The organism is Acidovorax sp. NO-1, assembly GCF_000238595.1.
Taxonomy (GTDB): domain Bacteria; phylum Pseudomonadota; class Gammaproteobacteria; order Burkholderiales; family Burkholderiaceae_C; genus Acidovorax.
Genome location: NZ_AGTS01000111.1, coordinates 1 through 24846, shown reverse-complemented (window position 1 = coordinate 24846; position 24846 = coordinate 1). Strand labels below are relative to the sequence as shown.

Here is a 24846-nt window from a genome sequence, read left to right as displayed (position 1 = left end):
TTTTTCCGACTCCGAAAAAAATCAATACCAAAACAACTGGATCTCGGCGCTACCAGAATCGGACGCACCTGAACGTGGTGCCCATGGCGGGAATCGGACCCGCGACCTCTCCCTTACCAAGGGAGTGCTCTACCACTGAGCCACATGGGCAACTTGACGCCGCTTCACGCAACATCAAAATTTCTATCTCACCAACCAGCCCAACAAGCAATGGAGCGGGAGACGGGAATCGAACCCGCGTCATTAGCTTGGAAGGCTAGGGTTCTACCATTGAACTACTCCCGCACTAGCCTCGCACCAATTTGCGGCGCTTGCGCGTCAAACCTCAGCTCTGCTCTGCTCTGCTTTCAACTGGTGGAGGGGACTGGATTCGAACCAGTGTAGGCGTAAGCCAACAGATTTACAGTCTGCCCCCTTTAGCCACTCGGGCACCCCTCCGGAGAATTTCGAATTATAGCATTCTTTTGGCCGAGTGAAACAAAGAACGCGCAGCTCAGGCAAATTTCAACGAGGCTGGATGGTGCGGCTGGCGGGGATCGAACCCACGACCCTTGGCTTCGGAGGCCAATACTCTATCCACTGAGCTACAGCCGCACACCGCGCGTCAGCGCAGACTTCGATTATTGCACGTCAGCAGGCCACCCCCAACCGGAAGATCCTGCATTCGCCACACAATTCGTCCCACCGCGCGCCGCCACCCCGCTCAACCCGCCGGTAGCGACAAGCCAAGTCCCAGCAGATACGCATCCGTGCTGACGCGCCCGACGCGCACCAGATCAAACGCACCTTCATTCAATATCCAGTTCTGCATCAACCCATTGAACAACGCATGCAGGCCGACCGCAGCCTCCATGGGCGTCATCGGCAAGACAATGCCCTGTAACTGCGCGGCGTTCTCAAAATCCCGCGACAACTGCCGCGTAAAGGCTTCAGAAGCTGTTACATGCCGCTCCCGCACGCCTGCGAGATCCGTCACGTACTCCACCCTGTACAAAGCAATTTCGAAAACTCGCCGTGTGCGCTCATCAGACGCCACGGTCCGCAGCACCAACGCCATCATCGCCCGCAAACGCTGCACGGGATCCGCGCAGGTGCTGCACTCAATCTCCCTGTACCCCTGCTCCAACGGCAAGGTTCCCCGCTCCATCATGGCCTTGAACAGGTCAACCTTGTCCTTGAAGTGCCCGTAGATGGCCCCACGAGTCGCTCCAGCAGCATGCGCGATGTCACTCAACGATGCGCGCGAGACGCCCTTCTCAAGAAAAACACATTCCGCAGCATCAATCAACCCATTGCGCGTTGCAATCGCCTCTTCTTTTGTTTTACGCGCCATAGCGTTCCTTGTCTCATTGAACCCGACCGCCGACGTTCCGCAGCAAGGTCTTGGTAGCAATTATACATTCATGATTGTATGTATAATTTCAGACCAGCTTCCACGGTTGCCGACGGCGATGAAACGCTACATTCGCCCTCCGCTTCTGCCCCCCACTTCTTTGATGCCCATCAAAAGGTCTCCCATGCCAAAAATGCGTGCCGCATGCACCACCACCTCGCCTTTGAGCCTGTCCAAGCAGAAGACACGCACCGCACTGGCCATTCTCACGACCACGATGCTTTTGACGGCTTGCGGCAAATCCGGCGAACCAGCCCCTGGAAACAGCGCCCAAATGCCGCCGGTCGAGGTGGGCGTCGTAACTGCTACGCCCGGTGATATAGGGCTCGTGACCGAATTGCCAGGACGCATTGAAGCCTCCCGAATTGCCGAGGTGCGCGCGCGAGCAGCGGGCATCCTGCAGCAGCGGCTCTTCAAAGAAGGAAGCGATGTGAAGGCGGGCCAGCCCCTGTTCCGTATCGATCCTGCGCCCTACGCCGCAGCGGCCGAAAGCGCCCGGGCAAGCCTCGCGAAGGCCCAGGCCAACCTGGCCCAGGCAAGCGCGCTGGTGGAGCGCTATCGGCCGCTGGTGGGTGCCAACGCCATCAGCAAACAGGAATTCGTAAATGCGGAGGCAGCTGAGAAGCAGGCACTGGCTGACGTCGCCTCAGCGAAAGCTGCGGTGCGCACGGCAGATATCAACCTCGGCTACGCCAGCGTGACGTCACCAATCTCCGGCCGCATTGGCCGGGCACTGGTGACCGAAGGCGCACTGGTGGGTCAAGGCGAGGCAACACCTCTGGCTGTCGTGCAGCAAATCAACCCTGTTTACGTGAACTTCACCCAGTCCGCAAGCGACGTATATCGGTTGCGCCGTGCCGTGGAAAGCGGGCAATTCAAGCGCACTGGCGACGGCAACGCTGCCAGTGTCAAGCTCGTCATGGGTGACGGCACGGAGTACGAACAGCCCGGGAAACTGCTGTTCACCGATCTGTCGGTGGACTCCACCACAGGCCAAGTCACACTGCGCGCCGAAGTGCCCAACCCGAAAGGGGAACTGCTGCCTGGTCTGTACCTGCGGGTGCGCCTTGAACAGGCGCAAGCCAGCAATGCCATCAGTCTCCCCCAGCAGGCCGTGACACGGACCCAGCAGGGCGACACCGTCAGTGTGGTGGGAGACGATGGCAAGGTGTCCCAGCGGGCGATCAAGATCAGCGCGGCGCAGAACAACCGCTGGGTCGTTCTCGACGGGCTCAAGGCCGGAGAGAAAGTCATGGTGGATGGCTTTCAGAAGCTGCAGATGCTGCCACCCGGAACACCTGTAAAACCCGTCCCGTGGCAGGCACCCGGTACGGCAGCTGCGCCTGCTGTAACAGCGCCCAGCCCCACCGCAGCGGCTTCCAAGCCATAAGGGGCGACCAACCATGGCCAAGTTTTTTATTGACCGTCCGATCTTCGCGTGGGTGATCGCTTTGTTCATCATGGTGATGGGCGCCGTGGCAATTACCCAGTTGCCGATTGCCCAGTACCCTCCGGTGGCACCACCCGCCATCGTCATCAATGCAGCCTACCCTGGGGCATCTGCACAGACGCTGGAAGACAGCGTGTTGTCCGTCATCGAGCGCGAGATGAACGGCTCGCCCGGTTTGCTCTATATGGAATCGGTCGCGCAGGCAGACGGCTCCGGCAGCATCACGCTCAGTTTCCAGCCGGGCACGAACGCCGATCTGGCCCAGGTGGATGTTCAGAACCGGTTGTCGCGGGCCTCGCCGCGCCTGCCGTCTGCCGTGACGCAGCAGGGCGTACGGGTCGACAAATCGCGCTCCAATTTCCTGTTGTTCACGATGCTTTCGTCCACCAATCCCGAAATGGACACGGTGGCACTGGGGGACTACGCATCGCGCAACATCGTGCCCGAATTGCAACGCGTCAACGGCATCGGCCAGGCGCAGCTTTTCGGTACCGAGCGCGCCATGCGCATCTGGATCGACCCTGCCAAGATGGTCAGCTTCAACCTGTCCGCCGCCGAAATCACGGCGGCCATCCGCGCGCAGAACGCCCAGGTAGCCAGCGGCACGATCGGCGACCTGCCCAATGTGGCGGGCCAGGGCATCGCCGCCACAGTGGTCGTCAACGGCCAACTGTCGAGCGTCGAGCAGTTCGGCAACATCGTGTTGCGCGCCAATACTGATGGATCCACAGTGCGCATCAAGGACGTCGCGCGCGTGGAACTTGGTGGCCAGGCCTACGCCACCACGGCGCGCCTGAACGGAAAGCCCGCCGTGGGTATCGGCGTCCAGCTGTCGCCCAGCGGCAATGCGCTGGAAGCCGCGAAGGCTGTGCGCGCCAAGATGGACGAGCTATCGCGCTACTTCCCAGAAGGCACGACCTGGAGCATCCCGTATGACAGCTCGCGCTTCATCGATATTTCCATCACGCAGGTGGCCATCACGCTGCTGGAAGCCGTTGGCCTGGTATTCCTGGTCATGTTCCTGTTCCTGCAGAACTGGCGCTACACCATCATCCCTACCATTGTTGTTCCGATTGCACTGCTGGGCACGTTCGCCACGCTGCTGGCGCTTGGCTTCTCGATCAATGTGCTGACCATGTTCGGCATGGTGCTGGTGATCGGCATCGTGGTGGACGATGCGATTGTGGTGGTGGAAAACGTCGAACGCATCATGAGCGAGGAAGGCCTTCCGCCACTGGAGGCCACCCGCAAGGCGATGCGCCAGATCTCGGGAGCCATCATTGGCGTGACCGTGGTGCTGATCTCGGTATTTGTTCCGCTGGCTTTTTTTGCCGGATCCACGGGCAACATCTACCGCCAGTTCTCGGCGGTGATGGTGGCGTCGATCGGCTTCTCCGCCTTCATGGCGCTGTCGCTGACGCCTGCACTGTGTGCCACACTGCTCAAACCCGTTGAAGCCGGTCACCACCATGAAAAACGGGGGTTCTTTGGCTGGTTCAACCGTGGCTTCTCGCGCACTGCCAAGGGCTACGAAGGACTGGTAGCCCGCATTCTCAAGCGTGCGGCACGCTACCTCATCATCTATGCAGCCATCATTGGTGCTGTCGTAGTGGTCTACATGCGCCTGCCCACATCGTTCCTGCCGGGGGAAGACCAGGGCAACATCATCGTCAACGTGCAATTGCCGCCCGGTGCGACACAGGAGCGCACACTGGATGTGATGCAGCAGGTGGAAGAGTTCATTCTCAAGCAGCCTGAAGTGCAGAGCATGGTGGGGGTGCTGGGCTTCAGCTTCTCTGGCCAGGGCCAGAACGCCGCGCTGGCATTCGTGACACTCAAGGACTGGAAGGAACGCGCGGGCCCGGGCCAGTCGGCCCAGGACCTGGCGAACCGCGCCTTCGGAGGACTGATGGGCATACGTGATGCCTTCATCTTTCCGCTCAGCCCACCGCCCATCCCCGAACTGGGCAGCGCCAGCGGGTTCACCTTCCGCCTGCAGGACCGCAGCGGCGCGGGGCACCAGGCGCTCGTCAATGCCCGCAACCAGTTGCTGGGCATGGCCGCGCAGAGCAAGGTGCTGGCCCAGGTGCGCCCTGATGGCCTGGAAGACGCGCCGCAACTGCAGATCGACATCGACCGCGACAAGGCCAACGCCCTGGGTGTGCCGTTCGATGCGATCAACTCGTCCCTGTCGTCGGCACTGGGATCGACCTACGTGAACGACTTCCCGAACCAGGGCCGCCTGCAGCGTGTGGTGATCCAGGCCGACGCGCCCGCGCGCATGCAGCCTGATGACTTGCTGCAAATCCATGCCACCAATCGCCAGGGCAAGCTGGTGCCGCTATCGGCCTTCGCCACCACGCGCTGGGTCAACGGCGCGCAGCAAACGGTGCGCTACAACGGTTATCCCGCCATGCGCATCTCTGGCTCGCCCGCACCCGGCATGAGCACGGGCGCTGCGATGGCCGAAATGGAAAAACTGGCCGCGCAATTGCCCGCCGGTTTTGGCTACGAATGGACGGGTCAGTCGCGCGAGGAAAAACTTGCAGGCTCGCAGTCGCTCATCCTGTACAGCTTTGCCATCCTGGCGGTGTTCCTGTGCCTGGCAGCGTTGTATGAAAGCTGGTCGATCCCCCTGGCTGTGATTCTGGTCGTACCGCTCGGTGTGCTGGGCGTTCTGCTGGCCACCTTGCTACGCGGCTACTCGAACGACGTGTACTTCCAGGTGGGGCTGATCACCATCATCGGGCTGTCCGCCAAGAACGCCATTCTGATCATCGAGTTTGCGAAGGATCTGCAGGCGCAAGGCAAGGGATTGATCGAGTCGGCCCTGACCGCCGCACACCTGCGCTTTCGCCCCATCATCATGACCTCCATGGCTTTCGGGCTGGGCGTGGTGCCACTGGCCATTGCTTCGGGCGCAGGCTCGGCCAGCCAGCGTGCCATCGGCACCGGCGTGCTGGGAGGCATGATCACCGGTACGGCGCTTGCCGTGTTCTTTGTGCCCGTGTTCTTCGTATTGGTGCGCGGCCTGTTCAAAGGCAGCGCACGCCAGCAGGAAATGAATCGCCGCCATGCAGAGGCAGCAGGAGTTGGAACCCATGACTAAGCGCAGCGCACCCATCGCACTGGCAGCCGCTGCGCTGCTGGCGGGCTGCTCCTTCATCCCCACATATGAGCGCCCCGAAGCCCCGGTTCCCGCCACCTATGCAAGCACGGCAGCGATGGCACAAGATGTGGCCACAGCGGCCGTGCCCTGGCAGAACTACTTTGCCGAACCCCGGCTGCAGCATTTGATCGAGTTAGCCCTCGCCAACAACCGTGATCTGCGTGTCGCCGTGCTCAACATCGAGCAGGCACGCGCAGCATTTCAGGTGCGCCGTGCCGACCTGTATCCCGGCGTTGGCCTGGCTGCGAATGCCTCCCGGGCACCCGCCGCCGGCACGGGGGACCTGACCAACGCTTTCAGCGTGGGTTTGGCCATCTCTTCATGGGAGATCGATTTCTTCGGCCGCATTGCCAGCCTCAAGGAACAAGCCTTGGCCCAGTACCTCGCCACGGAGCAAGGGCGCAATGCAGTCCAGGTGAGCCTGATTGCCGCCGTGGCCAATGGCTGGCTGAACCTCTTGGCCGATGAAGAGTTGCTGGATCTCTCGCGCCAGACCCTCGCTTCCCGCGAAGAGTCGGTACGCCTGACCAAGATGCGGCTGGATGCGGGAGTTACCTCCGAGCTCGATTTTCGCCAAGCCCAATCGCTGACAGAGGCAGCGCGTGCCACGCTCGCCCAGCAACAACGGCAGCGCGCACTGGACGAAAACGCCTTGGCATTGCTGCTGGGGCAATCGCTGCCCGAGGACATTCGCGGCAGTCTCGCGGGCAGCCGACTCGCGACTGCGCCCGCGATGGCGCAATTGCCTGCGGGGTTGCCGTCCGACTTGCTGAACCGCCGGCCGGACATTCTCCAGGCGGAGCAGCAGCTCATTGCGTCGAACGCCAACATTGGTGCTGCACGTGCCGCATTTTTCCCGCGGATAGCGCTTACCGCCCAGGCGGGCAGTGCCAGCGGAGAGCTGTCCGGCCTGTTCAAGGGCGGGTCGTGGGGGTTCACGATTGCACCGTCACTCCTGCTGCCCATCTTTGATGCGGGGCGCAACCAGGCAAACCTCGAGAGTGCGCAAGCAGGCCGGAGCATTGCCGTCGCCCAGTACGAGAAAGCCATACAGACAGCGTTCCGTGAGGTGTCCGACGCGCTGGCGGGCCAGGCCACACTGGGCGAGCAGGCCCGGGCACAGCAGGCGCAGGCGCAAGCGGAAGCCGCCAGACTGCAGCTCGCCGACCTGCGGTACCGCAACGGCGTGTCCAGCTATCTGGATCTGCTGGATGCCCAGCGCTCGCTGTTTGCGGCGCAACAGGCCGTCGTGCAGGTGCGGCTGGCACAGCTGCAGAATCAGGTGGCGCTCTACAAGGCCCTGGGGGGTGGAGCACCCCCAGCAACCGCGGGGGCACCGTCCTGAGGCCCACTGCGCACCGTGCCTGCATCCAGGCAGGTGCGACATGTGGGGGTGCCCGTTGGGGCGTGTGTTGACGGCAGCGGGTAGCCCAGGCCGAGCGGGCAGACCCGCAGATATAATTTAAGGTTGATTTCATCAAAGCCCCGCTACACCAGAGGACGTCATGAGCGACAACCACCACGAAGAAGCCCATACCGGCCCGATCAAGAACCCCAAGCAGTTGCTGATCGCGGTACTTGGTTCGTTTGTGATTCCGGTCTTTGCCATCATTGGCTTGGTCCTGTATGTCACGTCGGCCGACAAGCCCGCTGCGGGCGCCGCCAATCCCGAGAAAGCCATCGCCGAGCGCATCCAGAAGGTCGGCATGGTCGAAATCCGTGATGCCAACCGTCCGCTCAGGTCGGGGGAAGAAGCTTACAAAGGACAGTGCGCCGCCTGCCACGCCACGGGCGCTGCCGGCGCTCCCAAGCTGGGTGATGAAGCCGCATGGTCTGCCCGCATTGCCACAGGCTTTGAAGCACTGGTGCAGTCCGCCCTGAAGGGCAAGGGGGCGATGGCTCCCCAGGGTGGCGGTGATTTCAATGACACCGAGATTGCCCGCGCAGTGGCCTACATGGCCAACTCCGCTGGCGCCAAGTTCGCAGAACCCGCAGGCCCCGCCGCCGAGGGAACGGCTGCAGCGCCTGCCGAAGCCAGTGCCCCGGCGGCGGCTCCAGTGGCCGCAGCATCGGTGGCGCAACCTGAAGCCGCTGCAGCACCTGCCGCACCCACGGCCGCGGTGGCTGGTGCAGGCGCTGGTGAGGCGCTGTACAAGCAGGCGTGCCAGGTGTGCCACGCTGCAGGTGTCGCGGGCGCCCCCAAGCTGGGTGACAAGGCCGCCTGGGCTACCCGCATGGCGGGCGGCATGGACGCTCTCTACAACAGTGTGCTCAATGGCAAGGGCGCCATGCCCCCCCGTGGCGGTGCCGCCCAGGCATCGGATGCCGATTTGCGTGCAGCGGTCGAGTTCATGACCGCAACGGTCAAATGACGTCTGCAAACCCCCTGTGCTGTTCTACGGCAGGGGTGGCATAAAAAAACCGGTCGCAGACCGGTTTTTTTATGCGCGCGCTACCGGTGTCACGGGGCCGTCTTGCTGCGGTCCAGCGGGCTCATGGCATAGCCAAACCGGTCTGGCAGGTCGGCCGCGTGCACCTGCTGTGGCGTCCAGTGCCCTGCCTCAACAGCTTGTGCTGCCAGTGCCACATCCAGCGTGTGCACAAGGCCAAACCCCATATCCGTGGCCAGGTAGACACGGCCCTGCTCGCCCACCAGGCAGTTGTGCACCACCGCTGCACGACCGGTGTGGGATACCACGGAGGAATCCGGCTGTATGCGCCAGATGAAGGGCGTGGTTTCCAGCTCCACGTACACCCGCTGAGGGCCATTCTGAAAGAACCACTGGCCGTGCGCGTCGGGCTCGTAGTTGCGTTCAATGAACTCGATCAGCTTCTCATGCTGGAGCAGTGATCCCTTGCTCAGCGGGAAGGGCCCTGCAGCCTGCGCCGAATCATCGCGCAGGTACCAGCGGCCCCGCGCATCCAGGCCCAGCCAGCCGTAGCAGGCGGGCACATTGGGCCACTTGGCCAGCGCCTGTTTGACGATGTCATCCATGGGGTGATTCTGCACCCACCGGCATATCAAGCCGCGTCATGGCCCCAGCCCCTGCGTGGGCTGCCAGCCATTCGCCCACGGCGTCAGGCATCGCACGCACATGCCCGGGCAGGCGCCCACGGGCAAAGCCCACATGCCCGCCATGTGCCGGTTGCCAGAGCGTCACGAACGGGTTGCGGACCTCCTGCGGCAAAGGAAGGCTGGAGGCCGGAACAAACGGGTCGTTGAGCGCATTAACGACCAAGGCGGGCACACGAATCCGGTGCAGCAAGGGCTTGGCCGATGCACGCTGCCAATAGTCTTCGGTGTTCCGAAACCCGTGCAGTGGCGCGGTGAACACGTTATCGAAAGCATAGAGATCGCGCGCCGCCAGCAGCGCCTGCCGGTCGAACAGCCCCGGATGCTGCGCCAGTTTGCGCAGGGCCTTGGGCACCAGCGTTCGCATGAACATGCGGGTGTAGACCTGCCGGTTGAATCCGCGCCCAATCGCATGGCCCCCAGCGGCCAGGTCAATCGGCGAGCACACGGCAGCGACTGCATCGGCATGGCGCGCGGCGTCCTCGCCCACTTCAGCGGCCCAGCGCAGCAGTGCATTGCCCCCCAGCGAGACGCCCACGGCCATCAGCGGCCCGTCATGCGCGGCGCGCAGCCGCTGCAGCATCCAGCCGATCTCGGCATGGTCGCCCGAATGGTAGGCGCGCGGCGCACGGTTGATCTCCCCGCTGCAACCCCGAAAGTGCGGCAGCGCGCAGGCCCACCCCCGCTCGCGCGCCAGGTCGGCAAACGCTTCGCCATAGTGGCTGCGCGATGAACCTTCGAGGCCATGGAACACCACCAGCAGAGGACGGCGGCGTGGGGACGGCGCATGTGGCGCAGGCAGTGCGCCATCGTGGAGAAAATCCACGTCCACAAAGTCGCCATCGGGCGTGTCCCAGCGCTCACGCCGGTATTCGGGGCGTGGGCCAAACACACGCCGTGAATACAGGGCCGGCCAGATCGTCTGCATCTGCCCCCCGGGGAGCCATCGAGGCGCTATATATTTCATAGCTTCTGGCGCTTATCTATAAAGCGCTGCAGGCCAAAAATACTCATAACTACTGGCATGCGATCAATGCAGGACGTGCCGCTGGGCTTCCACCACCTGGGCATCCGGCGCGCCGCCCGGGCTTGCGTGGTGCGCCACCATGCGCCAGCCTTCGGGCGCCTTGTGGTAAACGTTGGTAGCCAGCACCACGGCCTGGTGCAGACCGTCGGGCAGCATCACCTCCACCTGTTCGACCACACTGTGTACGGCGCTGGTCAGCGCCACCACGCGGTGGACCTGCAGGGGCCGAGCGCGCACGGTGCCATGCGCGAACATCGCCTCGAAGGCGGTACGAATGGCCCCTGCACCCAGCAGCCGGGGCCCACCCGGGTGGATGCACAGGATGTCGTCATCTTCGGCCCAGCAGGACATCAGCAGTTCAATGTCGCCAAGCTGCAGCGCTTCATAGAACGCGGCTTCTGTTTCGTCCGGGGAACCCCATAAGGTGGCGGCGCTGGAGCGGGGCATGGTGGTGGTGGGGAAGCAAAGGCGTTGGAAGATCGGCGTGGCGGCCAGAGGGCGCCACAGAGGTGGCAATTGTGGGGCCATACCCAATGCCGCGTCATGCATCCGGACACTGGCCCTGGAGCCCCAGGATGTTGCAGAATCTACCGCACCGCCAAAGACCGGCACCGGATTGTTCCGGTGCCCCGGTCATTGGCCCCGGGCTACCAACTGCAGGGCAAACCTACCATGATCCAACGAATCCTTGCCGTCCTGGCCGCCGCTCTCGCGCTGACAGGCTGCGGCTACAACGACTTCCAGCGGCTGGACGAACAATCCAAAGCCGCATGGAGCGAAGTCCTCAACCAGTACCAGCGGCGCGCCGACCTGGTTCCCAACATTGTCGCCACCGTCAAGGGCGAGGCGGACTTCGAGCAGGAGACCCTGACCCGCGTGATAGAGGCGCGAGCCAAGGCCACCGCGATCCAGGTGACCCCGGAGACCCTGAACAATCCGGAAGCGTTCAGCAAGTTCCAGCAGGCACAGGGGGAGTTGTCGGGCGCGCTGTCGCGGCTGATGGCGGTCTCCGAGCGGTACCCCACGTTGCAGGCCAACCAGGGTTTCCGCGACCTGCGCGTCACGCTGGAGGGCACCGAGAACCGTATTACCGTAGCCCGCAACCGCTACATCCAGACCATTCAGGAATACAACGTGCTCGCGCGCAGTTTCCCCACCAACCTCACGGCCATGGTCTTCAGCTATGACCCCAAGCCCAGCCTGGCCGTTGCGAACGAAGCCCAGATCGCCACGCCCCCGACCGTGGACTTCTCTGCGTCCCGCCCCAAGCCTTGATGCGGGCTGACTGAACCCACGGTTTTGAGAAAAATATGCCGCTAGCGCTTGTCAGAAAAGCGCTGATAGCTATATTTATTATAGCATTTGCACTCCCTTTTGCGCGTGCAGACGGGGCGCTGCAACCTGTTCCGGCGCTCACCTCCCCTGTCGTGGATCTCACCGGCACGCTGAGCGACGCCGACAAAGCCGCACTGGAAGCGCGGCTGCAAGCGCTGGAGCAGTCCCGGGGTGCGCAGGTGGTGGTGCTGATGGTGCCCACCACGGCGCCGGAAGACATTGCCTCCTTCGCCAATCGCGTGGGCAATGCCTGGAAGATCGGCCGTCGCGACGTCGGCGACGGGGTGATCGTGCTGGTGGCCAAGAACGATCGCAAGATGCGCATTGAAGTTGCCAAGGCGCTGGAAGGTGCGATTCCCGACATCGCAGCGGCACGCATCATCGACGGCGCCATGAAACCAAGGTTTCAGCAGAATGACTTTGCCGGAGGGCTGGACGCCGCCATCTCCCAACTGTCCGCACGCATAGCCGGCGAGGCGCTTCCGACCCCCACCCTCGCAGACACTGGAGCGAATTCAGCCAGCAACTCCGGTGACGGATTCGATTGGTCGGATCTCGCAGTCTTCCTGTTCTTTGGTGTCATGGTGATCGGCCCCGTGGCTCGCAAAGTTTTTGGCGCCCCCGTGGGCGGCATGCTGATGGGCGGCGGTGTCGGCCTCCTTGCGTATCTGGTGACCGCCAGCCTTCCCGTGGCAGGCGGGGTCGGTGTGCTGGCGCTGTTTTACACGTGGATCTTCGGGGGTTCCGGCGCCAACGTGGTTCGGGGACGCGGCGGCAGTTCCACCGGCGGCTGGGGCGGAAGCGCCGGGGGTTGGGGCGGCAGTGGCAGCGGCGGAGGCTTCAGCTCCGGCGGTGGCGGTGATTTTGGGGGCGGCGGCGCCTCGGGAGACTGGTGACCATGCAGCCTGAAGCCATCCCACCTTCTGTGACGGCACTGCCTCGTGCCATCGCGCGCCTGGTGCGCCATCGCTGGGCCGAACACAGCGCACGCCGCGCCCTGCCCCCTGAAACGCTGCAGCGCCTTGCCGAACGTGTGACCGCCAGCGAGCAACTGCACACCGGTCAGATCCGCATCGTCGCAGAGCTCAGCCTGCCCTGGAGCTACCTGCGGCGACAGGCGAGTGCGCGCGAACGGGCCATCATGCTGTTCAGCAAATACCGCGTGTGGGACACCGAACACAACAATGGCGTGCTCATCTATCTGCTGATGCCCGAACACGCCATCGAGATCGTGGCCGACCGTGGAGTATCCCGGCATGTACCCCCCGCTGAATGGCAGCAGCTCATCGCACAGATGTCAGCGCACTTTCGGCGCTCTGAGTATGAACAAGGGTTGCAGAACACCATCGAAGTCGTTTCTTCACGCCTCGTCCGGCACTTTCCACGGACGTTGCACGGCCCCGGCGTGAACGAACTGCCGGATGCCCCCGTCGTGCGATAGGGGCCACCCTCGCTTGAAGGCGCGCCAGCCGCCCTCTTTGGCGCCAACGCCGCTACAACGGAAGCTGCGGCTGCCAATGCGAGCAACGTTTCACGGCCCGCCACACAACGGCGACTGCCCATCAGCCACGGAGCCATGAACACAGTGGGAAAGACACTATCGGGTTGAAGCAACCCGTCTGGAAAGCAAAAAACCCGGCATTGCCGGGTTTTTCGTACGCGTTCGCAAGAAGCCGTATTACTTCTTCTGGCGGAACTTGCGCAACGCTGCAATCTGCGCGGCCATGACTGCCAGCTCAGACTGTGCCTTGGCCAGATCAATATCGCTCTTGGCGTTCTTGAGCGCTTCTTCGGCGGCAGCCTTTGCAGCGTTGGCCTTCTCGTCATCCAGATCCTTGCCACGGATGGCGGTATCGGACAACACAGTCACGCGGTTGGGCTGCACTTCCAGAATGCCACCGGCCACGAAGACAAACTCTTCGGAGCCATCGGCCATTTCGATGCGCACCGAGCCCGGCTTGATGCGGGTGATCAGCGGGGTGTGGCGAGGGTAAATGCCCAGTTCGCCAGCTTCACCGGGCAGAGCGACAAAACGCGCTTCACCGGAGAAGATGGACTCTTCGGCGCTGACCACGTCAACGAGGATGGTGTTCATCATTGCTCCTAAGAAAAGGTGGGTTGCTCGATTGCTGAAGGCCGAGCCGCCATGGGCTGCCCGGCCGACGGCTCATCAGGCCACCTTCTTGGCCTTTTCGAAGGCTTCGTCAATGGTGCCCACCATGTAGAACGCTTGCTCTGGCAGGTGATCGCATTCGCCGTTCACGATCATCTTGAAACCACGGATGGTTTCCGACAGCGGAACGTACTTGCCTGGCGAGCCCGTGAACACTTCGGCCACGTGGAAAGGCTGCGACAGGAAACGCTGGATCTTGCGCGCGCGGGCCACGGCCAGCTTGTCTTCAGGCGCCAGTTCGTCCATGCCCAGAATGGCGATGATGTCGCGCAGTTCCTTGTAGCGCTGCAGCGTGCCCTGCACTGCGCGGGCCGTGCTGTAGTGGTCTTCGCCCACCACGTTCGGGTCCAGCTGACGGCTGGTGGAGTCCAGCGGGTCCACGGCGGGGTAGATACCCAGCGAAGCGATGTCACGCGACAACACCACGGTGGAGTCCAAATGGGCGAACGTCGTAGCAGGCGATGGGTCGGTCAAGTCATCCGCTGGCACGTACACGGCCTGGATGGAGGTGATCGAACCGACCTTGGTGGACGTAATACGCTCTTGCAGGCGGCCCATTTCTTCGGCCAGCGTAGGCTGGTAACCCACGGCGGAAGGCATGCGGCCCAGCAGAGCGGACACTTCGGTACCGGCCAGCGTGTAGCGGTAGATGTTGTCCACGAAGAACAGCACGTCGCGGCCTTCGTCGCGGAACGACTCGGCGATGGTCAGACCGGTCAGGGCCACGCGCAGACGGTTGCCTGGGGGCTCGTTCATCTGGCCGTACACCATGGCAACCTTGGACTCTTCGAGCTTCTCCAGGTTCACCACGCCGGAATCGGCCATTTCATGGTAGAAGTCGTTCCCTTCACGGGTACGCTCGCCCACACCAGCGAACACCGACAGACCGCTGTGGGCCTTGGCGATGTTGTTGATGAGCTCCATCATGTTCACAGTCTTGCCCACGCCGGCGCCACCGAACAGACCCACCTTGCCGCCCTTGGCGAACGGGCACACCAGGTCAATCACCTTGATGCCGGTTTCCAGCAGCTCTTGCGAAGGCGACAGTTCGTCGTACGCAGGGGCCTTGCGGTGGATGGAGGCCGTCAGGTCCTGGCTGACCGGACCACGCTCGTCGATGGGCGTGCCCAGCACGTCCATGATGCGGCCCAGCGTCGCCTTGCCCACGGGCACGGTGATGGGGTTGCCGGTGTTGGACACCATGATGCCGCGGCGCAGGCCGTCGGACGAGCCCAGAGCAATGGTACGCACCACGCCGTCGCCCAGCTGCTGTTGCACTTCCAGCGTCAGCGACGAACCTTCGAGCTTCAGGGCGTCATAAATCTTGGGCATCTGGTCGCGGGGGAACTCAACGTCCACCACAGCGCCGATACATTGAACAATCTTGCCTTGCACTTGAGCCATTTTTCGCTCCAATAAAGTAGTTTGTTGAGCTGCTTACACAGCAGCGGCGCCAGCCACGATTTCCGAAAGTTCTTTCGTGATCGCTGCCTGGCGCGTCTTGTTGTAGACCAGCTTCAACTCGCCAATGACGCTGCCGGCGTTGTCGGTGGCAGCCTTCATGGCCACCATGCGCGCCGACTGCTCGGACGCCATGTTTTCCGCAACCGCCTGATAGATCAGGGACTCGACGTAACGGACCAGCAACTCGTCGATGACGCTTTGCGCATCGGGCTCGTAGATGTAGTCCCAGCCGTGTTCGGTCTTTTCGGCCTCCATCTGCTCGGACGACAGGGGGAGCAGCTGCTCCACCACCGATTCCTGCTTCATGGTGTTGATGAACTTGGTATACGACAGGTACACCGCGTTGATCTTGCCTTCGGCGTAGGCATCGAGCAGCACCTTGACGGGGCCGATCAGCTTGTCCAGATGGGGCGTGTCTCCCAGGCCCGTCACGTGCGAAACCACCTTGGCGCCCACACGGTTCAGGAAACCCAGGCCCTTGTTGCCAATTGCCACGGCTTCGGTCGAAACACCCGCGCCTTGCAGTTCACGCAACTTGGTCGTCACGGCACGCAACACGTTGGTGTTCATGCCACCGCACAGACCCTTGTCCGTGGTGATGACGATCACGCCAGCGGTTTTGGCATCGTTCATCTTCATGAACGGATGCACGTACTCCGGGTTGGCCTTACCGAGATTGGCTGCAATGTTGCGGATCTTCTCGCTGTACGGGCGGGCAGCCCGCATCCGGTCCTGCGCCTTGCGCATTTTGGATGCAGCCACCATTTCCATGGCTTTGGTGATCTTCTTGGTGTTTTCCACCGATTTGATCTTGCCGCGTATTTCCTTGCCTGCTGCCATGATGGCTCCTCGTCCGGTTTAAGCGAACGACTTCTTGAACGCTGCGATCGCTGCGGTCAATTCGGCTTCTGCGTCCTTGTCCATGGCCTTGGCCTGTTCCAGCTTGGCCAACAAAGCGGCGTGGCTGGTCTTCAGGAACTGGTGCAGGCCGTGTTCGAAGTCGAGAACCTTCTTGACATCGATGTCGTCCATGAAACCCTTGTTCACAGCAAACAGCGTGGAAGCCATCAGCGAGATGGACAGCGGGCTGTACTGTGCCTGCTTGAGCAGTTCGGTCACGCGGGCACCGCGGTCCAGCTGCTTGCGGGTGGCTTCGTCCAGATCGGAAGCGAACTGCGCGAACGCAGCCAGCTCACGGTACTGGGCCAGGTCGGTACGGATACCACCGGAGAGGTTCTTGATCAGCTTGGTCTGGGCAGCACCACCGACGCGCGACACCGAGATACCGGCGTTGATGGCGGGGCGGATACCGGCGTTGAACAGGCTGGTTTCCAGGAAGATCTGACCGTCGGTGATCGAAATCACGTTGGTAGGAACGAAGGCAGACACGTCGCCGGCTTGCGTTTCGATGATGGGCAGAGCCGTCAGCGAACCCGTCTTGCCCTTGACTTCACCCTTGGTGAAGGCTTCGACGTAGTCGGCGTTCACGCGGGCTGCGCGTTCGAGCAGGCGGCTGTGGAGATAGAACACGTCGCCAGGGTAGGCTTCACGGCCTGGTGGGCGGCGGAGCAGCAGCGAAACTTGGCGATAGGCAACGGCTTGCTTGGACAGGTCGTCATACACGATCAGGGCGTCTTCACCGCGGTCGCGGAAGTACTCGCCCATCGTGCAGCCCGAGTAGGCCGACACGTACTGCATGGCGGCCGATTCGGACGCCGATGCGGCCACCACGATCGTGTACTCCATGGCACCGGCTTGTTCCAGAGCGCGCACCACGTTCTTGATCGAAGAAGCCTTCTGACCAATAGCGACGTAGATACAGGTAACGCCCTGGCCCTTCTGGGCAATGATGGCGTCGATGGCAACGGCCGTCTTGCCGGTCTGGCGGTCACCAATGATCAGCTCGCGCTGGCCACGGCCGACGGGCACCATCGAGTCGATGGACTTCAGGCCGGTTTGCAGAGGCTGGTCCACCGATTTACGGGCGATCACACCAGGAGCGACCTTTTCGATCACGTCGGTGAGCTTGGCGTTGATAGGACCCTTGCCGTCGATAGGCTGGCCCAGGGCATTCACCACGCGGCCGATCAGTTCGGGGCCGACCGGCACTTCCAGAATACGGCCCGTGCACTTGACGGTGTCGCCTTCGGAGATGTGCTCGTATTCGCCCAGAATCACGGCGCCGACGGAGTCGCGCTCAAGGTTCAGCGCGAGGCCGTAGGAAGGCTGACCGTCCTTGGTGGCGGGAAACTCGAGCATTTCGCCCTGCATCACATCCGAGAGGCCATGCACACGCACGATACCGTCAGACACGGACACCACGGTACCCTGGTTGCGGATATCGCTGCTGGCGGCCAGACCTTCGATGCGGCTCTTGATGAGTTCAGAAATTTCTGCGGGATTGAGTTGCATGACTCTTTCCTTCTTTCTTTGGTTCGCTGTCCTCGCCGCGCACTAGGCGGTGAGGGCCGCTTTCATTTGTTCAAGACGGGCCTTGACCGAAGTGTCCAGCACCTCGTCACCCACCACTACGCGAATGCCGCCAATCAGTGACTCGTCCTGCTGGACAGCGAGATTGAGCTTGCGGCCAAAGCGCTTTTCCAGCGCTGCGCCGACCTCGGACAGTGCAGCACTGTCCATGGGGAAGGCGCTGTACACCACGGCATCCGAAGATCCGTTGCGGCGATTCACGAGGGCACGAAACTGCGAAGCCACTTCCGGGAGCGCGTTGATGCGTCCGTTGTCGATGACTGTACGCAGGAAATTCTTGGCCGTATCGGACAGCGCCGAACGCGCAACACCCGTGAAGACGGCAAACACCTGGTCTGCCGTCACCTTGGGGTTGTCCGCCAGCTGACGCAACTGGGGGTTGGCGGCAATGGCCGCCAGTTCATCGACCCAGTCAGCGGTGCTGGCCAGGTCCATGCCCGCACCCGAAGTAGCGGCCTTGAACAGGGCATCGGCGTAGGGGCGGGCAATGGTGGCGAGTTCAGCCATGTGTGTCCCCTTACAGCTCGGTCTTCAGGCGGTTCAGCAGATCAGCGTGAACGCCGGCGTTGACTTCCTTGCGGAGAATCTGCTCGGCGCCCTTGACGGCCAGCGCGGCCACCTGCTCGCGCAGGGCTTCGCGGGCTTGCACCGTTTGCTGCTCGGCTTCAGCACGGGCGGAAGCAACGATCTTGTTGCCTTCTTCCGTGGCGCGTGCCTTGGCTTCTTCGATGATGGCCTGGGCACGGCGGTCGGCGTCCGCAAGACGCGAGGCCGTTTCGTTGCGCGCCTGTGACAATTCCTTCTCGACGCGCTGGTTGGCAGCGGTCAGCTCGGACTTGGCACGGTCGGCAGCAGCGAGGCCTTCGGCGATTTTCTGGGCTCGTTCATCCAACGCCTTGGCGATCGGGGGCCACACGAATTTCATCGTGAACCACACCAGGATCAGGAAGACGATGGCCTGAATGAACAGGGTCGCGTTGATACTCACGGCAACACCTTTCTAAAGTGGCGTTGAACGGAACTTACTTGGGCAGGTTGGCCAAGAACGTGGAAGCGAAGGGGTTTGCGAAGGCGAACAGCAGAGCGATAGCCACACCGATCAGGAAGGCAGCGTCGATCAGACCGGCCAAGATAAACATCTTGGTTTGCAGTTCGTTGATCAGCTCAGGCTGACGTGCCGACGATTCGAGGAACTTGCCACCCATCAGTGCGATACCGATGGAAGCGCCGATAGCGCCCAGACCAACGATCAGACCACAAGCCAGAGCGACGAGACCGAGAATGTTTTCCATGATGACTCCTGAGTAAAAAAGAAAAGTTGAGGAAAGAAAAAACGAAAGGGAAACTTAGTGCGCGTTGTGCGCCTGACCGAGGTAGATCAGTGCGAGCATCATGAAGATGAATGCCTGCAGGGAGATCACCAGAATGTGGAACAGCGTCCAGATGGTGCCAGCGATGACGTGGCCCACAGGCAGCAGCACACCCGACAGCGACAGTGCAGCCGCACCACCCATGAGGGCGATCAGCATGAACACCAGTTCACCGGCGTACATGTTGCCGAACAACCGCATGCCATGCGACACGGTGTTGGCGACATATTCAATGATCTGCATCAGCACGTTCACCACGCCCAGGATCAGGGCGAAGATGGGGTTCTTGCTGGTGCCGAAAGGCGCGGAAACCAGCTCATGCGCCCAACCGCCAGCGCCCTTGATCTTGACGCTGTACCAGAAGCGCAGGATCAGGACCGCAAATGCGAGACCCAGAGTGGTGGAAAGGTCAGCAGTGGGCACCACGCGCAGGTAGGCGTCGTGCGGATCATGGCCGGCAGCACCGTAAATCTGGGCCCAGATGGAGGGCAGCAGGTCCACGGGAATCATGTCCATGAAGTTCATCAGGAAGATCCAGACGAACACCGTCAGGCCCAGGGGGGCGATGAACTTGCGGCTTTCAGCGTTGTGGATATTGGCCTTCGCCTGGTTGTCCACCATCTCGACCAGCATTTCCACCGCAGCCTGGAAGCGGCCAGGAACGCCGGAAGTCGCCTTGCGGGCAGCCGACCAGAGAATCAGCAGGGTGATGACACCCAGAACCAAACCAATAATGATGGAGTCGTAATTGATGACCGTGAAGTCAACAATCTTGGTCTGCTTGACGTTTTGAAGATGCTGCAGGTGGTGAACGATGTATTCACTTGCAGTCGGAGCGTGCGCTTCTGCGGCCATCGGACAACTCTTCTCTAAATCAATCGGTTTTTCGAACACCGGGCCGCACCAACAGCGCAACCCAGTACGTTTTCATCGTGACTACCAAGCCCACCAGCAGGGCGATCCAGCTCAGGCCGGGAACCACCCAGGGTGCCGCCGCAAGCAGCGCAACCGTCAATACGATCTTGGCAATCTCCCAGCCAAAGAACCCCACCATCGCAGCGCGCGGGTTGATCGACGCCTTCTGGCGCAGCACACCCCGGGCAAACAAGGCTGCCGGAATCACCACGGACAGCGCACCATACGCAGCAGACCAGCCTGCCTGCACACTTCCCGCCACCGCCCAGGCCCCAAGAGCCACCAGCAGGCCGACCAGCGCCTGACCCGCCACCACCTTCCACACGGAGACGGGGGGATTGCGACTGCGCCACTGATCAGCCTCTTGGGCCGTCAGGGGCTTGAAGTCAGATTCTTCAGCCTCAGTTTCAGTCTCTGTCGCGATTGTTTTCATTGTTGAATGACGCCCGCGTTACAGACTGCAACTTTCACAAAGCCTCTAATTATAAGTAAAAACCCGTGGCGAACGACAAAAAACCGCAAACGGGTCATGTAACCGCCACCAGGACTCGCCCGCCTGTGGTGATGGGCCAACGGGTTTCGGGGTGCAAAGCGATGTGCATTGCCGTGCTTCACCGCGCAGAAACGGACCAGTTATCGACGCGCCGCCCGGGCCTTGTCGCACAATGGCAAAGCGCCTGCAGCTATTGAAATCGAAGCAAAAGAACCCCTCACCATGACCACACCTCCTTCGCCTCCTGCCAACGGTCTTGATGCACAACCTGGCGATCCTCGCAAGGACTCGCTGATCGAATACCCCTCCAGATTTCCGATCAAAGTGATGGGGGCCAAGGTCGATGGCTTTGTGCACGCCATCACGGAGCTGGCCCGCAAGGCCGACCCCACATTCGACGCCAGCACCATTGAACTGCGCGACAGCCGCGCTGGCAATTACCTCGGAGTAACCATCACCATCACGGCAACAAGCCGGGAGCAGCTCGACGAGCTGTACCGGGCGCTGTCGTCGCACCCCCTCGTCAAAGTGGTGCTCTGACCGCAGACACGCGCAGGTTCTCTGCATGACCATCGCCATTCACATGCTGGGCCGCGTGGACTATGCCGCCAACGTGCAGGCCATGCAGGACTTCACGGCCAGTCGCAACCCCGAAACACCCGATGTGCTCTGGGTGTGTGAGCACGCTCCGATGTACACACAGGGGCTCGCAGGCAAGAGTGATCACGTGCTCAACCCAGGCGACATCCCCGTGGTGGCCACCAACCGGGGCGGGCAGGTCACCTTCCACGGCCCCGGTCAGGTCGTGGCTTACCCACTGATCAACCTTCAACGTGCAGGCTATTTCGTCAAGGAATATGTGTACCGCGTGGAAGAGGCCGTGATCCGCACGCTGGCGCACTTTGGCATCACCGGGCACCGGGTGGGCGGCGCCCCCGGCATCTATGTGCGCCTTGATGACCCGCACAGCCACGCCATGCTGCCCCAACGCCCGCAGAAACGGGTGGGTGTCGCCCCGCCAACCCCCGACTTCGAAGGCCTGGGCAAGATCGCTGCGCTCGGCATCAAGGTCAGCCGGCACTGCACCTACCACGGCGTGGCGCTGAATGTGGCGATGGACCTGGAGCCCTTTGCCCGCATCAACCCTTGCGGTTACGCAGGTTTGCAGACGGTGGACCTTTCTACAATCGGGGTCCACACCACCTGGGAAGAAGCCGCGCAGGTGCTGGGCCAGCAGCTCAGCATCCGTTTGGCGCCCTGAACCTGTCTACACGCCATGAGCACCCCTGAAGTCGTCCGCGAAGCGCAATCCGTCGAAGCCTACAACCCGCTGGCCAAGCAAAAAGCGGCCGCCAAGCTCTCGCGCATTCCGATCAAGGTCGAGCAAGGCGAAGTGCTCAAGAAGCCTGAGTGGATTCGCGTGAAGGCGGGCAGCCCCACCACACGCTTCTACGAAATCAAGGAGATCCTGCGCGAGCACAAGCTGCACACGGTGTGCGAAGAAGCCTCCTGCCCCAACATCGGCGAATGTTTTGGCAAAGGCACAGCCACCTTCATGATCATGGGCGACAAGTGCACGCGGCGCTGCCCCTTCTGCGACGTGGGCCACGGCCGCCCCGACCCGCTGGACAAGGACGAGCCGCTGAACCTGGCCAAGACCATTGCCGCCCTCAAGCTCAAGTACGTGGTGATCACCAGCGTGGACCGTGACGACCTGCGCGACGGCGGCAGCGGCCACTTTGTCGAATGCATCCAGAACATCCGCGAGTTGTCGCCCGCTACGCAGATCGAGATCCTGGTGCCCGACTTCCGGGGCCGCGACGACCGTGCGCTCGAAATCCTGAAAGCCGCGCCACCCGACGTGATGAACCACAACCTGGAAACCGCACCCCGCCTGTACAAGGAAGCGCGCCCAGGCTCTGACTACCAGTTCAGCCTGAACCTGCTGAAAAAGTTCAAGGCCCTGCACCCCAAGGTGCCCACGAAGAGCGGCATCATGGTCGGCCTGGGCGAGACGGACGAAGAGATCCTGCAGGTGATGCGCGACATGCGCGAACACAACATCGACATGCTGACCATCGGCCAGTACCTGTCGCCCAGCAACAGCCACCTGCCCGTGCGCCGCTACGTGCACCCCGACACCTTCAAGATGTTCGAGGAAGAGGCCTACAAGATGGGCTTCAGCCACGCGGCCGTGGGCGCCATGGTGCGCAGCAGCTACCACGCCGACCAGCAGGCGCACGCGGCAGGCGTGTAGGCTAGGCGCCTGGCGAAACCGCAGAGCACGTGCATGGGTCCAGCGGAATCGCTCTCTTTGCGGCACTACGGCGCATCGCCGGGCAGCCACAGCCACGACCACTTCCAGATTCTGCTGGGCCTCTCTGGCGCGCTGGATCTGGAGGTTGATGGGCGCGGCGTTCGCGTGGCACCAGGCGGCGGCTGCGTGATTGCACCGGGAGATCGGCACGACTTTGAATCGTCGCGCGGCAGCGTTTGCCTGGTGCTCGACAGCGCACACCCCGACTGGGCACAGTGCGTTAACCCGCGCCGCACCACCACACTTCCCGCCGATGCACTGCCATTGGCGCACTACCTGGCCAGCGCCTTGCAACAAGGCCGCCCCTTGGCCCAGACCCACGGCCCCGCACTGCTGCTGGAGGCTTGCCTGGGTGGCACCCATCCACACATCCCACAGCTCCACACTGAACGCCGACGGACCATTGATTGGCCCGCACTTAGGCAGTGGGCCGCCCAACAATGGCACCGCGACCTCACCGTGGCCGACCTGGCGGCGCGGGTGCACCTGAGCCCCAGCCAGTTTGCGGCCCGCTGCCGCGAGGACCAAGGGCAAAGCGCCATGGCCTGGTTGCGCAGTCAGCGGCTTGCGCAAGCGCGGATGCTGCGCGTTACCGGCATGGCCGTGGCCGAGGTAGCGCGGCGCACGGGATACCGCTCGCCCTCGGCACTTACGGCAGCGCTGCGGCGTTTCGATGCCTGAGATTGAGTATTGACGATGCCTAGCCGATCAGGCGAACCTGACCACCCATTGACATTGCGCCGAATGCTCTTCGCTTCGCTAGGGGCCGCGATCGCATTCTTGTCCATTGCCGCCTTCTGCATCCTCCCCGCCGTGCAAACCCCTTTTATGAACGCTGACGGGACCCCCGACAACGCGCCCATCCGGGGTGCAGGGATCCTGATCTTGATATCGCCGCTAATTTTTGTTCTGCTTTCGGCAGGCACTTTCTCTATTGCGGCCCTCCTGCAGCGATTCAATCGGCTGACGCCACGATCACTAGCGACGATAGCCGTAGCCACAAGCCTCTGTCTTGCAGTCCTCATGGTGCTGAGCCGCCCATTTGGGTGGCGAGACCAGCTGTATTACATGGCGTGTTTCTCCGTCTTCCTTCTCGTGACGTTCGGCACGTCGACTTTGGTCTGGTGGAAAATCGCCAACTGGCCTCGGAGGGCAACCGGGACAGACACGCAGTTCGTGGATGCCGAATGCGTTCAGCGGTAGTCGTACTGCGCATGTCTCCATGCGGCGCCTACCGGAGCTCACGCAACAACTCTCTTCATCGGTATTGCGCGACGACTTCCCATCGCCACGCGATGGTTGCTACGTCTAAGCTCATCAAGATGCAAGCCAATCTGTACGCCCTGGGCGCTATCGCGCTGTGGGCCTCCCTCGCGTCGCTCGGCGTCTCGCTCACGCACATTCCGCCGTTCCTGCTCACGGGCATCGCGCTCATCATCGGCAGCGTGCCGGCCTGGCCTTTTGTACTGCGTGATCCGTCGCAGTGGCGCATTCCGCTGCGCACGCTGGCGCTGGGTGTGTATGGCCTGTTTGCCTACCACTTTCTGCTGTTCATCGCGCTGCGCCACGCGCCGCCGGTGGAGGCCAATTTGGTCAACTACCTGTGGCCGCTGTTCATCGTGGTGCTTGCACCCGTGGTGCTGCCGGGCGTGGCGCTGCGCTTGCCGCACGTGCTGGCGGCGCTGCTGGGTTTTGCAGGGGCGGCGATTGCCATCGTCGGCGGGCGCGAGCTGAGCGGCACGCTGGCCTGGGGATACCTGCCCGCACTGGCCGCAGCGTTCATCTGGGCCACGTACTCGCTGCTGACCAAGCGCGTGGCGGCTTTTCCGACCACCGCCATCGGCCTGTTCGGGCTGGTGTCGGGCGTGCTGTCGCTGCTGTGCCACGTGGCGCTGGAGCCCGCCGTGGCGCTGCAGCCGCGCGACTGGGCACTGCTCGCAGTGCTGGGCCTGGGGCCGCTGGGGGCGTCGTTTTTTATGTGGGACAAGGCGCTAAAGCTGGGGGACGCGCGGCACATCGGCATCCTGAGCTACATCACACCGCTGGCGTCCACCGCGCTGCTGATCGTGGTGAGCGGCCGCTCGTTCAGCTGGAGCATTGGGCTGGCAACGGTGATGATCATCAGCGCCGCGGTGATGGGAATGCGGGCGCGTTGATCCAAGAATTTTGGTCAAATT

Annotated in this window: 25 protein-coding genes and 4 tRNA genes; 12 read left to right on the top strand and 17 right to left on the bottom strand. The window is 62.4% G+C overall.

From position 1 onward, the window contains the following. Positions 1-75 precede the first annotated feature (75 nt). The 5 genes from KYG_RS18685 to KYG_RS18665 form a co-directional block, all read right to left on the bottom strand. A tRNA-Thr gene (locus tag KYG_RS18685) sits at positions 76-150 on the bottom strand. Positions 151-211: 61 nt separating this feature from the next. Next, a tRNA-Gly gene (locus tag KYG_RS18680) sits at positions 212-285 on the bottom strand. A 67-nt stretch (positions 286-352) separates the two neighbouring features. After that, positions 353-438 (bottom strand) — tRNA-Tyr (locus tag KYG_RS18675). 80 nt (positions 439-518) lie between these two features. After that, positions 519-594: transfer RNA gene (locus KYG_RS18670), tRNA-Arg, on the bottom strand. Between the two features lie 109 nt (positions 595-703). Beyond that, positions 704-1333: a TetR family transcriptional regulator gene (locus KYG_RS18665; RefSeq protein WP_008906490.1), complete on the bottom strand. Its 630-nt coding sequence runs from the start codon at positions 1331-1333 to the stop codon at positions 704-706. 184 nt (positions 1334-1517) lie between these two features. Between KYG_RS18665 and KYG_RS18660 the strand changes: the two genes are divergently transcribed. The 4 genes from KYG_RS18660 to KYG_RS18645 all read left to right on the top strand — a co-directional run bounded on the left by KYG_RS18660 (position 1518) and on the right by KYG_RS18645 (position 8384). Then, positions 1518-2783, top strand: a complete 1266-nt coding sequence (locus KYG_RS18660) for an efflux RND transporter periplasmic adaptor subunit (RefSeq protein WP_034695306.1) — start codon at positions 1518-1520, stop codon at positions 2781-2783. A gap of 13 nt (positions 2784-2796) precedes the next feature. Then, positions 2797-5952, top strand: coding sequence for an efflux RND transporter permease subunit (locus KYG_RS18655; protein ID WP_008906488.1), 3156 nt, complete (start codon positions 2797-2799; stop codon positions 5950-5952). Continuing rightward, entirely contained in the window at positions 5945-7357 is a 1413-nt protein-coding gene (locus KYG_RS18650; RefSeq protein ID WP_008906487.1) for an efflux transporter outer membrane subunit, read from the top strand. The genes KYG_RS18655 and KYG_RS18650 overlap by 8 nt, the downstream gene beginning before the upstream one ends. Positions 7358-7517: 160 nt before the next feature. Further along, complete coding sequence (locus KYG_RS18645) at positions 7518-8384, top strand: cytochrome c5 family protein (protein WP_008906486.1); 867 nt, start codon at positions 7518-7520, stop codon at positions 8382-8384. 89 nt (positions 8385-8473) lie between these two features. Here the strand turns inward: KYG_RS18645 and KYG_RS18640 are convergent, their stop codons facing one another. From KYG_RS18640 to KYG_RS18630, 3 genes are all read right to left on the bottom strand, one after another. Continuing rightward, positions 8474-9007: a DUF2946 family protein gene (locus KYG_RS18640; protein WP_008906485.1), complete on the bottom strand. Its 534-nt coding sequence runs from the start codon at positions 9005-9007 to the stop codon at positions 8474-8476. After that, a complete protein-coding gene (locus tag KYG_RS18635) occupies positions 9000-10052 on the bottom strand; it encodes a YheT family hydrolase (RefSeq protein WP_034695301.1) in 1053 nt (350 codons plus the stop codon). Before KYG_RS18635 ends, KYG_RS18640 begins: the two co-directional genes overlap by 8 nt. Positions 10053-10115: 63 nt before the next feature. Further along, positions 10116-10559, bottom strand: coding sequence for a nuclear transport factor 2 family protein (locus KYG_RS18630; protein ID WP_034695299.1), 444 nt, complete (start codon positions 10557-10559; stop codon positions 10116-10118). A gap of 225 nt (positions 10560-10784) precedes the next feature. On the opposite strand from KYG_RS18630, the gene KYG_RS18625 reads away from it, so the two are divergent. Genes KYG_RS18625 through KYG_RS18615 form a run of 3 tightly spaced genes read left to right on the top strand, consistent with a single transcriptional unit; the run spans position 10785 to position 12888 of the window. Next, the gene (locus KYG_RS18625; RefSeq protein ID WP_008906482.1) at positions 10785-11387 is read left to right on the top strand and encodes a LemA family protein; all 603 of its coding nucleotides are present in this window, start codon (positions 10785-10787) and stop codon (positions 11385-11387) included. A 35-nt stretch (positions 11388-11422) separates the two neighbouring features. Then, on the top strand, positions 11423-12343 hold the full coding sequence (locus KYG_RS18620; RefSeq protein WP_034695297.1) for a YgcG family protein: 921 nt from the start codon (positions 11423-11425) through the stop codon (positions 12341-12343). Positions 12344-12345: 2 nt separating this feature from the next. Further along, positions 12346-12888, top strand: coding sequence for a TPM domain-containing protein (locus KYG_RS18615; RefSeq protein WP_008906480.1), 543 nt, complete (start codon positions 12346-12348; stop codon positions 12886-12888). Between the two features lie 237 nt (positions 12889-13125). Here KYG_RS18615 and KYG_RS18610 read toward each other — a convergent pair whose 3' ends face one another. The 9 genes from KYG_RS18610 to KYG_RS18570 all read right to left on the bottom strand — a co-directional run bounded on the left by KYG_RS18610 (position 13126) and on the right by KYG_RS18570 (position 20292). Further along, a complete protein-coding gene (locus KYG_RS18610) occupies positions 13126-13542 on the bottom strand; it encodes a F0F1 ATP synthase subunit epsilon (protein WP_008906479.1) in 417 nt (138 codons plus the stop codon). Positions 13543-13617: 75 nt separating this feature from the next. After that, the gene (gene atpD, locus KYG_RS18605) at positions 13618-15024 is read right to left on the bottom strand and encodes a F0F1 ATP synthase subunit beta (RefSeq protein WP_008906478.1); all 1407 of its coding nucleotides are present in this window, start codon (positions 15022-15024) and stop codon (positions 13618-13620) included. A gap of 33 nt (positions 15025-15057) precedes the next feature. Further along, positions 15058-15924, bottom strand: a complete 867-nt coding sequence (atpG, locus tag KYG_RS18600) for a F0F1 ATP synthase subunit gamma (protein ID WP_008906477.1) — start codon at positions 15922-15924, stop codon at positions 15058-15060. 18 nt (positions 15925-15942) lie between these two features. Further along, positions 15943-17496, bottom strand: coding sequence for a F0F1 ATP synthase subunit alpha (gene atpA / locus KYG_RS18595; protein WP_008906476.1), 1554 nt, complete (start codon positions 17494-17496; stop codon positions 15943-15945). A 42-nt stretch (positions 17497-17538) separates the two neighbouring features. After that, complete coding sequence (locus KYG_RS18590; RefSeq protein ID WP_008906475.1) at positions 17539-18081, bottom strand: F0F1 ATP synthase subunit delta; 543 nt, start codon at positions 18079-18081, stop codon at positions 17539-17541. Positions 18082-18091: 10 nt separating this feature from the next. Then, positions 18092-18562 (bottom strand): F0F1 ATP synthase subunit B, encoded by a 471-nt coding sequence (locus KYG_RS18585; RefSeq protein WP_007847746.1) that lies wholly within the window; start codon positions 18560-18562, stop codon positions 18092-18094. A 34-nt stretch (positions 18563-18596) separates the two neighbouring features. After that, entirely contained in the window at positions 18597-18866 is a 270-nt protein-coding gene (gene atpE, locus KYG_RS18580; protein WP_007847749.1) for a F0F1 ATP synthase subunit C, read from the bottom strand. Between the two features lie 54 nt (positions 18867-18920). Continuing rightward, positions 18921-19799 carry a F0F1 ATP synthase subunit A gene (atpB, locus tag KYG_RS18575; protein ID WP_008906474.1) on the bottom strand — a complete coding sequence of 293 codons (879 nt, stop codon included), beginning with the start codon at positions 19797-19799 and terminating at the stop codon, positions 18921-18923. Between the two features lie 19 nt (positions 19800-19818). Next, positions 19819-20292, bottom strand: coding sequence for an ATP synthase subunit I (locus KYG_RS18570; RefSeq protein WP_008906473.1), 474 nt, complete (start codon positions 20290-20292; stop codon positions 19819-19821). Between the two features lie 282 nt (positions 20293-20574). On the opposite strand from KYG_RS18570, the gene KYG_RS18565 reads away from it, so the two are divergent. The 5 genes from KYG_RS18565 to KYG_RS18540 all read left to right on the top strand — a co-directional run bounded on the left by KYG_RS18565 (position 20575) and on the right by KYG_RS18540 (position 24825). Continuing rightward, positions 20575-20892: a YbeD family protein gene (locus tag KYG_RS18565; RefSeq protein WP_008906472.1), complete on the top strand. Its 318-nt coding sequence runs from the start codon at positions 20575-20577 to the stop codon at positions 20890-20892. A 25-nt stretch (positions 20893-20917) separates the two neighbouring features. After that, complete coding sequence (lipB, locus tag KYG_RS18560; protein WP_008906471.1) at positions 20918-21613, top strand: lipoyl(octanoyl) transferase LipB; 696 nt, start codon at positions 20918-20920, stop codon at positions 21611-21613. A 15-nt stretch (positions 21614-21628) separates the two neighbouring features. Continuing rightward, positions 21629-22609, top strand: coding sequence for a lipoyl synthase (gene lipA, locus KYG_RS18555; protein WP_008906470.1), 981 nt, complete (start codon positions 21629-21631; stop codon positions 22607-22609). Between the two features lie 33 nt (positions 22610-22642). Continuing rightward, the gene (locus KYG_RS18550) at positions 22643-23350 is read left to right on the top strand and encodes an AraC family transcriptional regulator (protein WP_008906469.1); all 708 of its coding nucleotides are present in this window, start codon (positions 22643-22645) and stop codon (positions 23348-23350) included. A 641-nt stretch (positions 23351-23991) separates the two neighbouring features. Further along, the gene (locus tag KYG_RS18540; protein WP_008906467.1) at positions 23992-24825 is read left to right on the top strand and encodes a DMT family transporter; all 834 of its coding nucleotides are present in this window, start codon (positions 23992-23994) and stop codon (positions 24823-24825) included. Positions 24826-24846 lie beyond the last annotated feature (21 nt).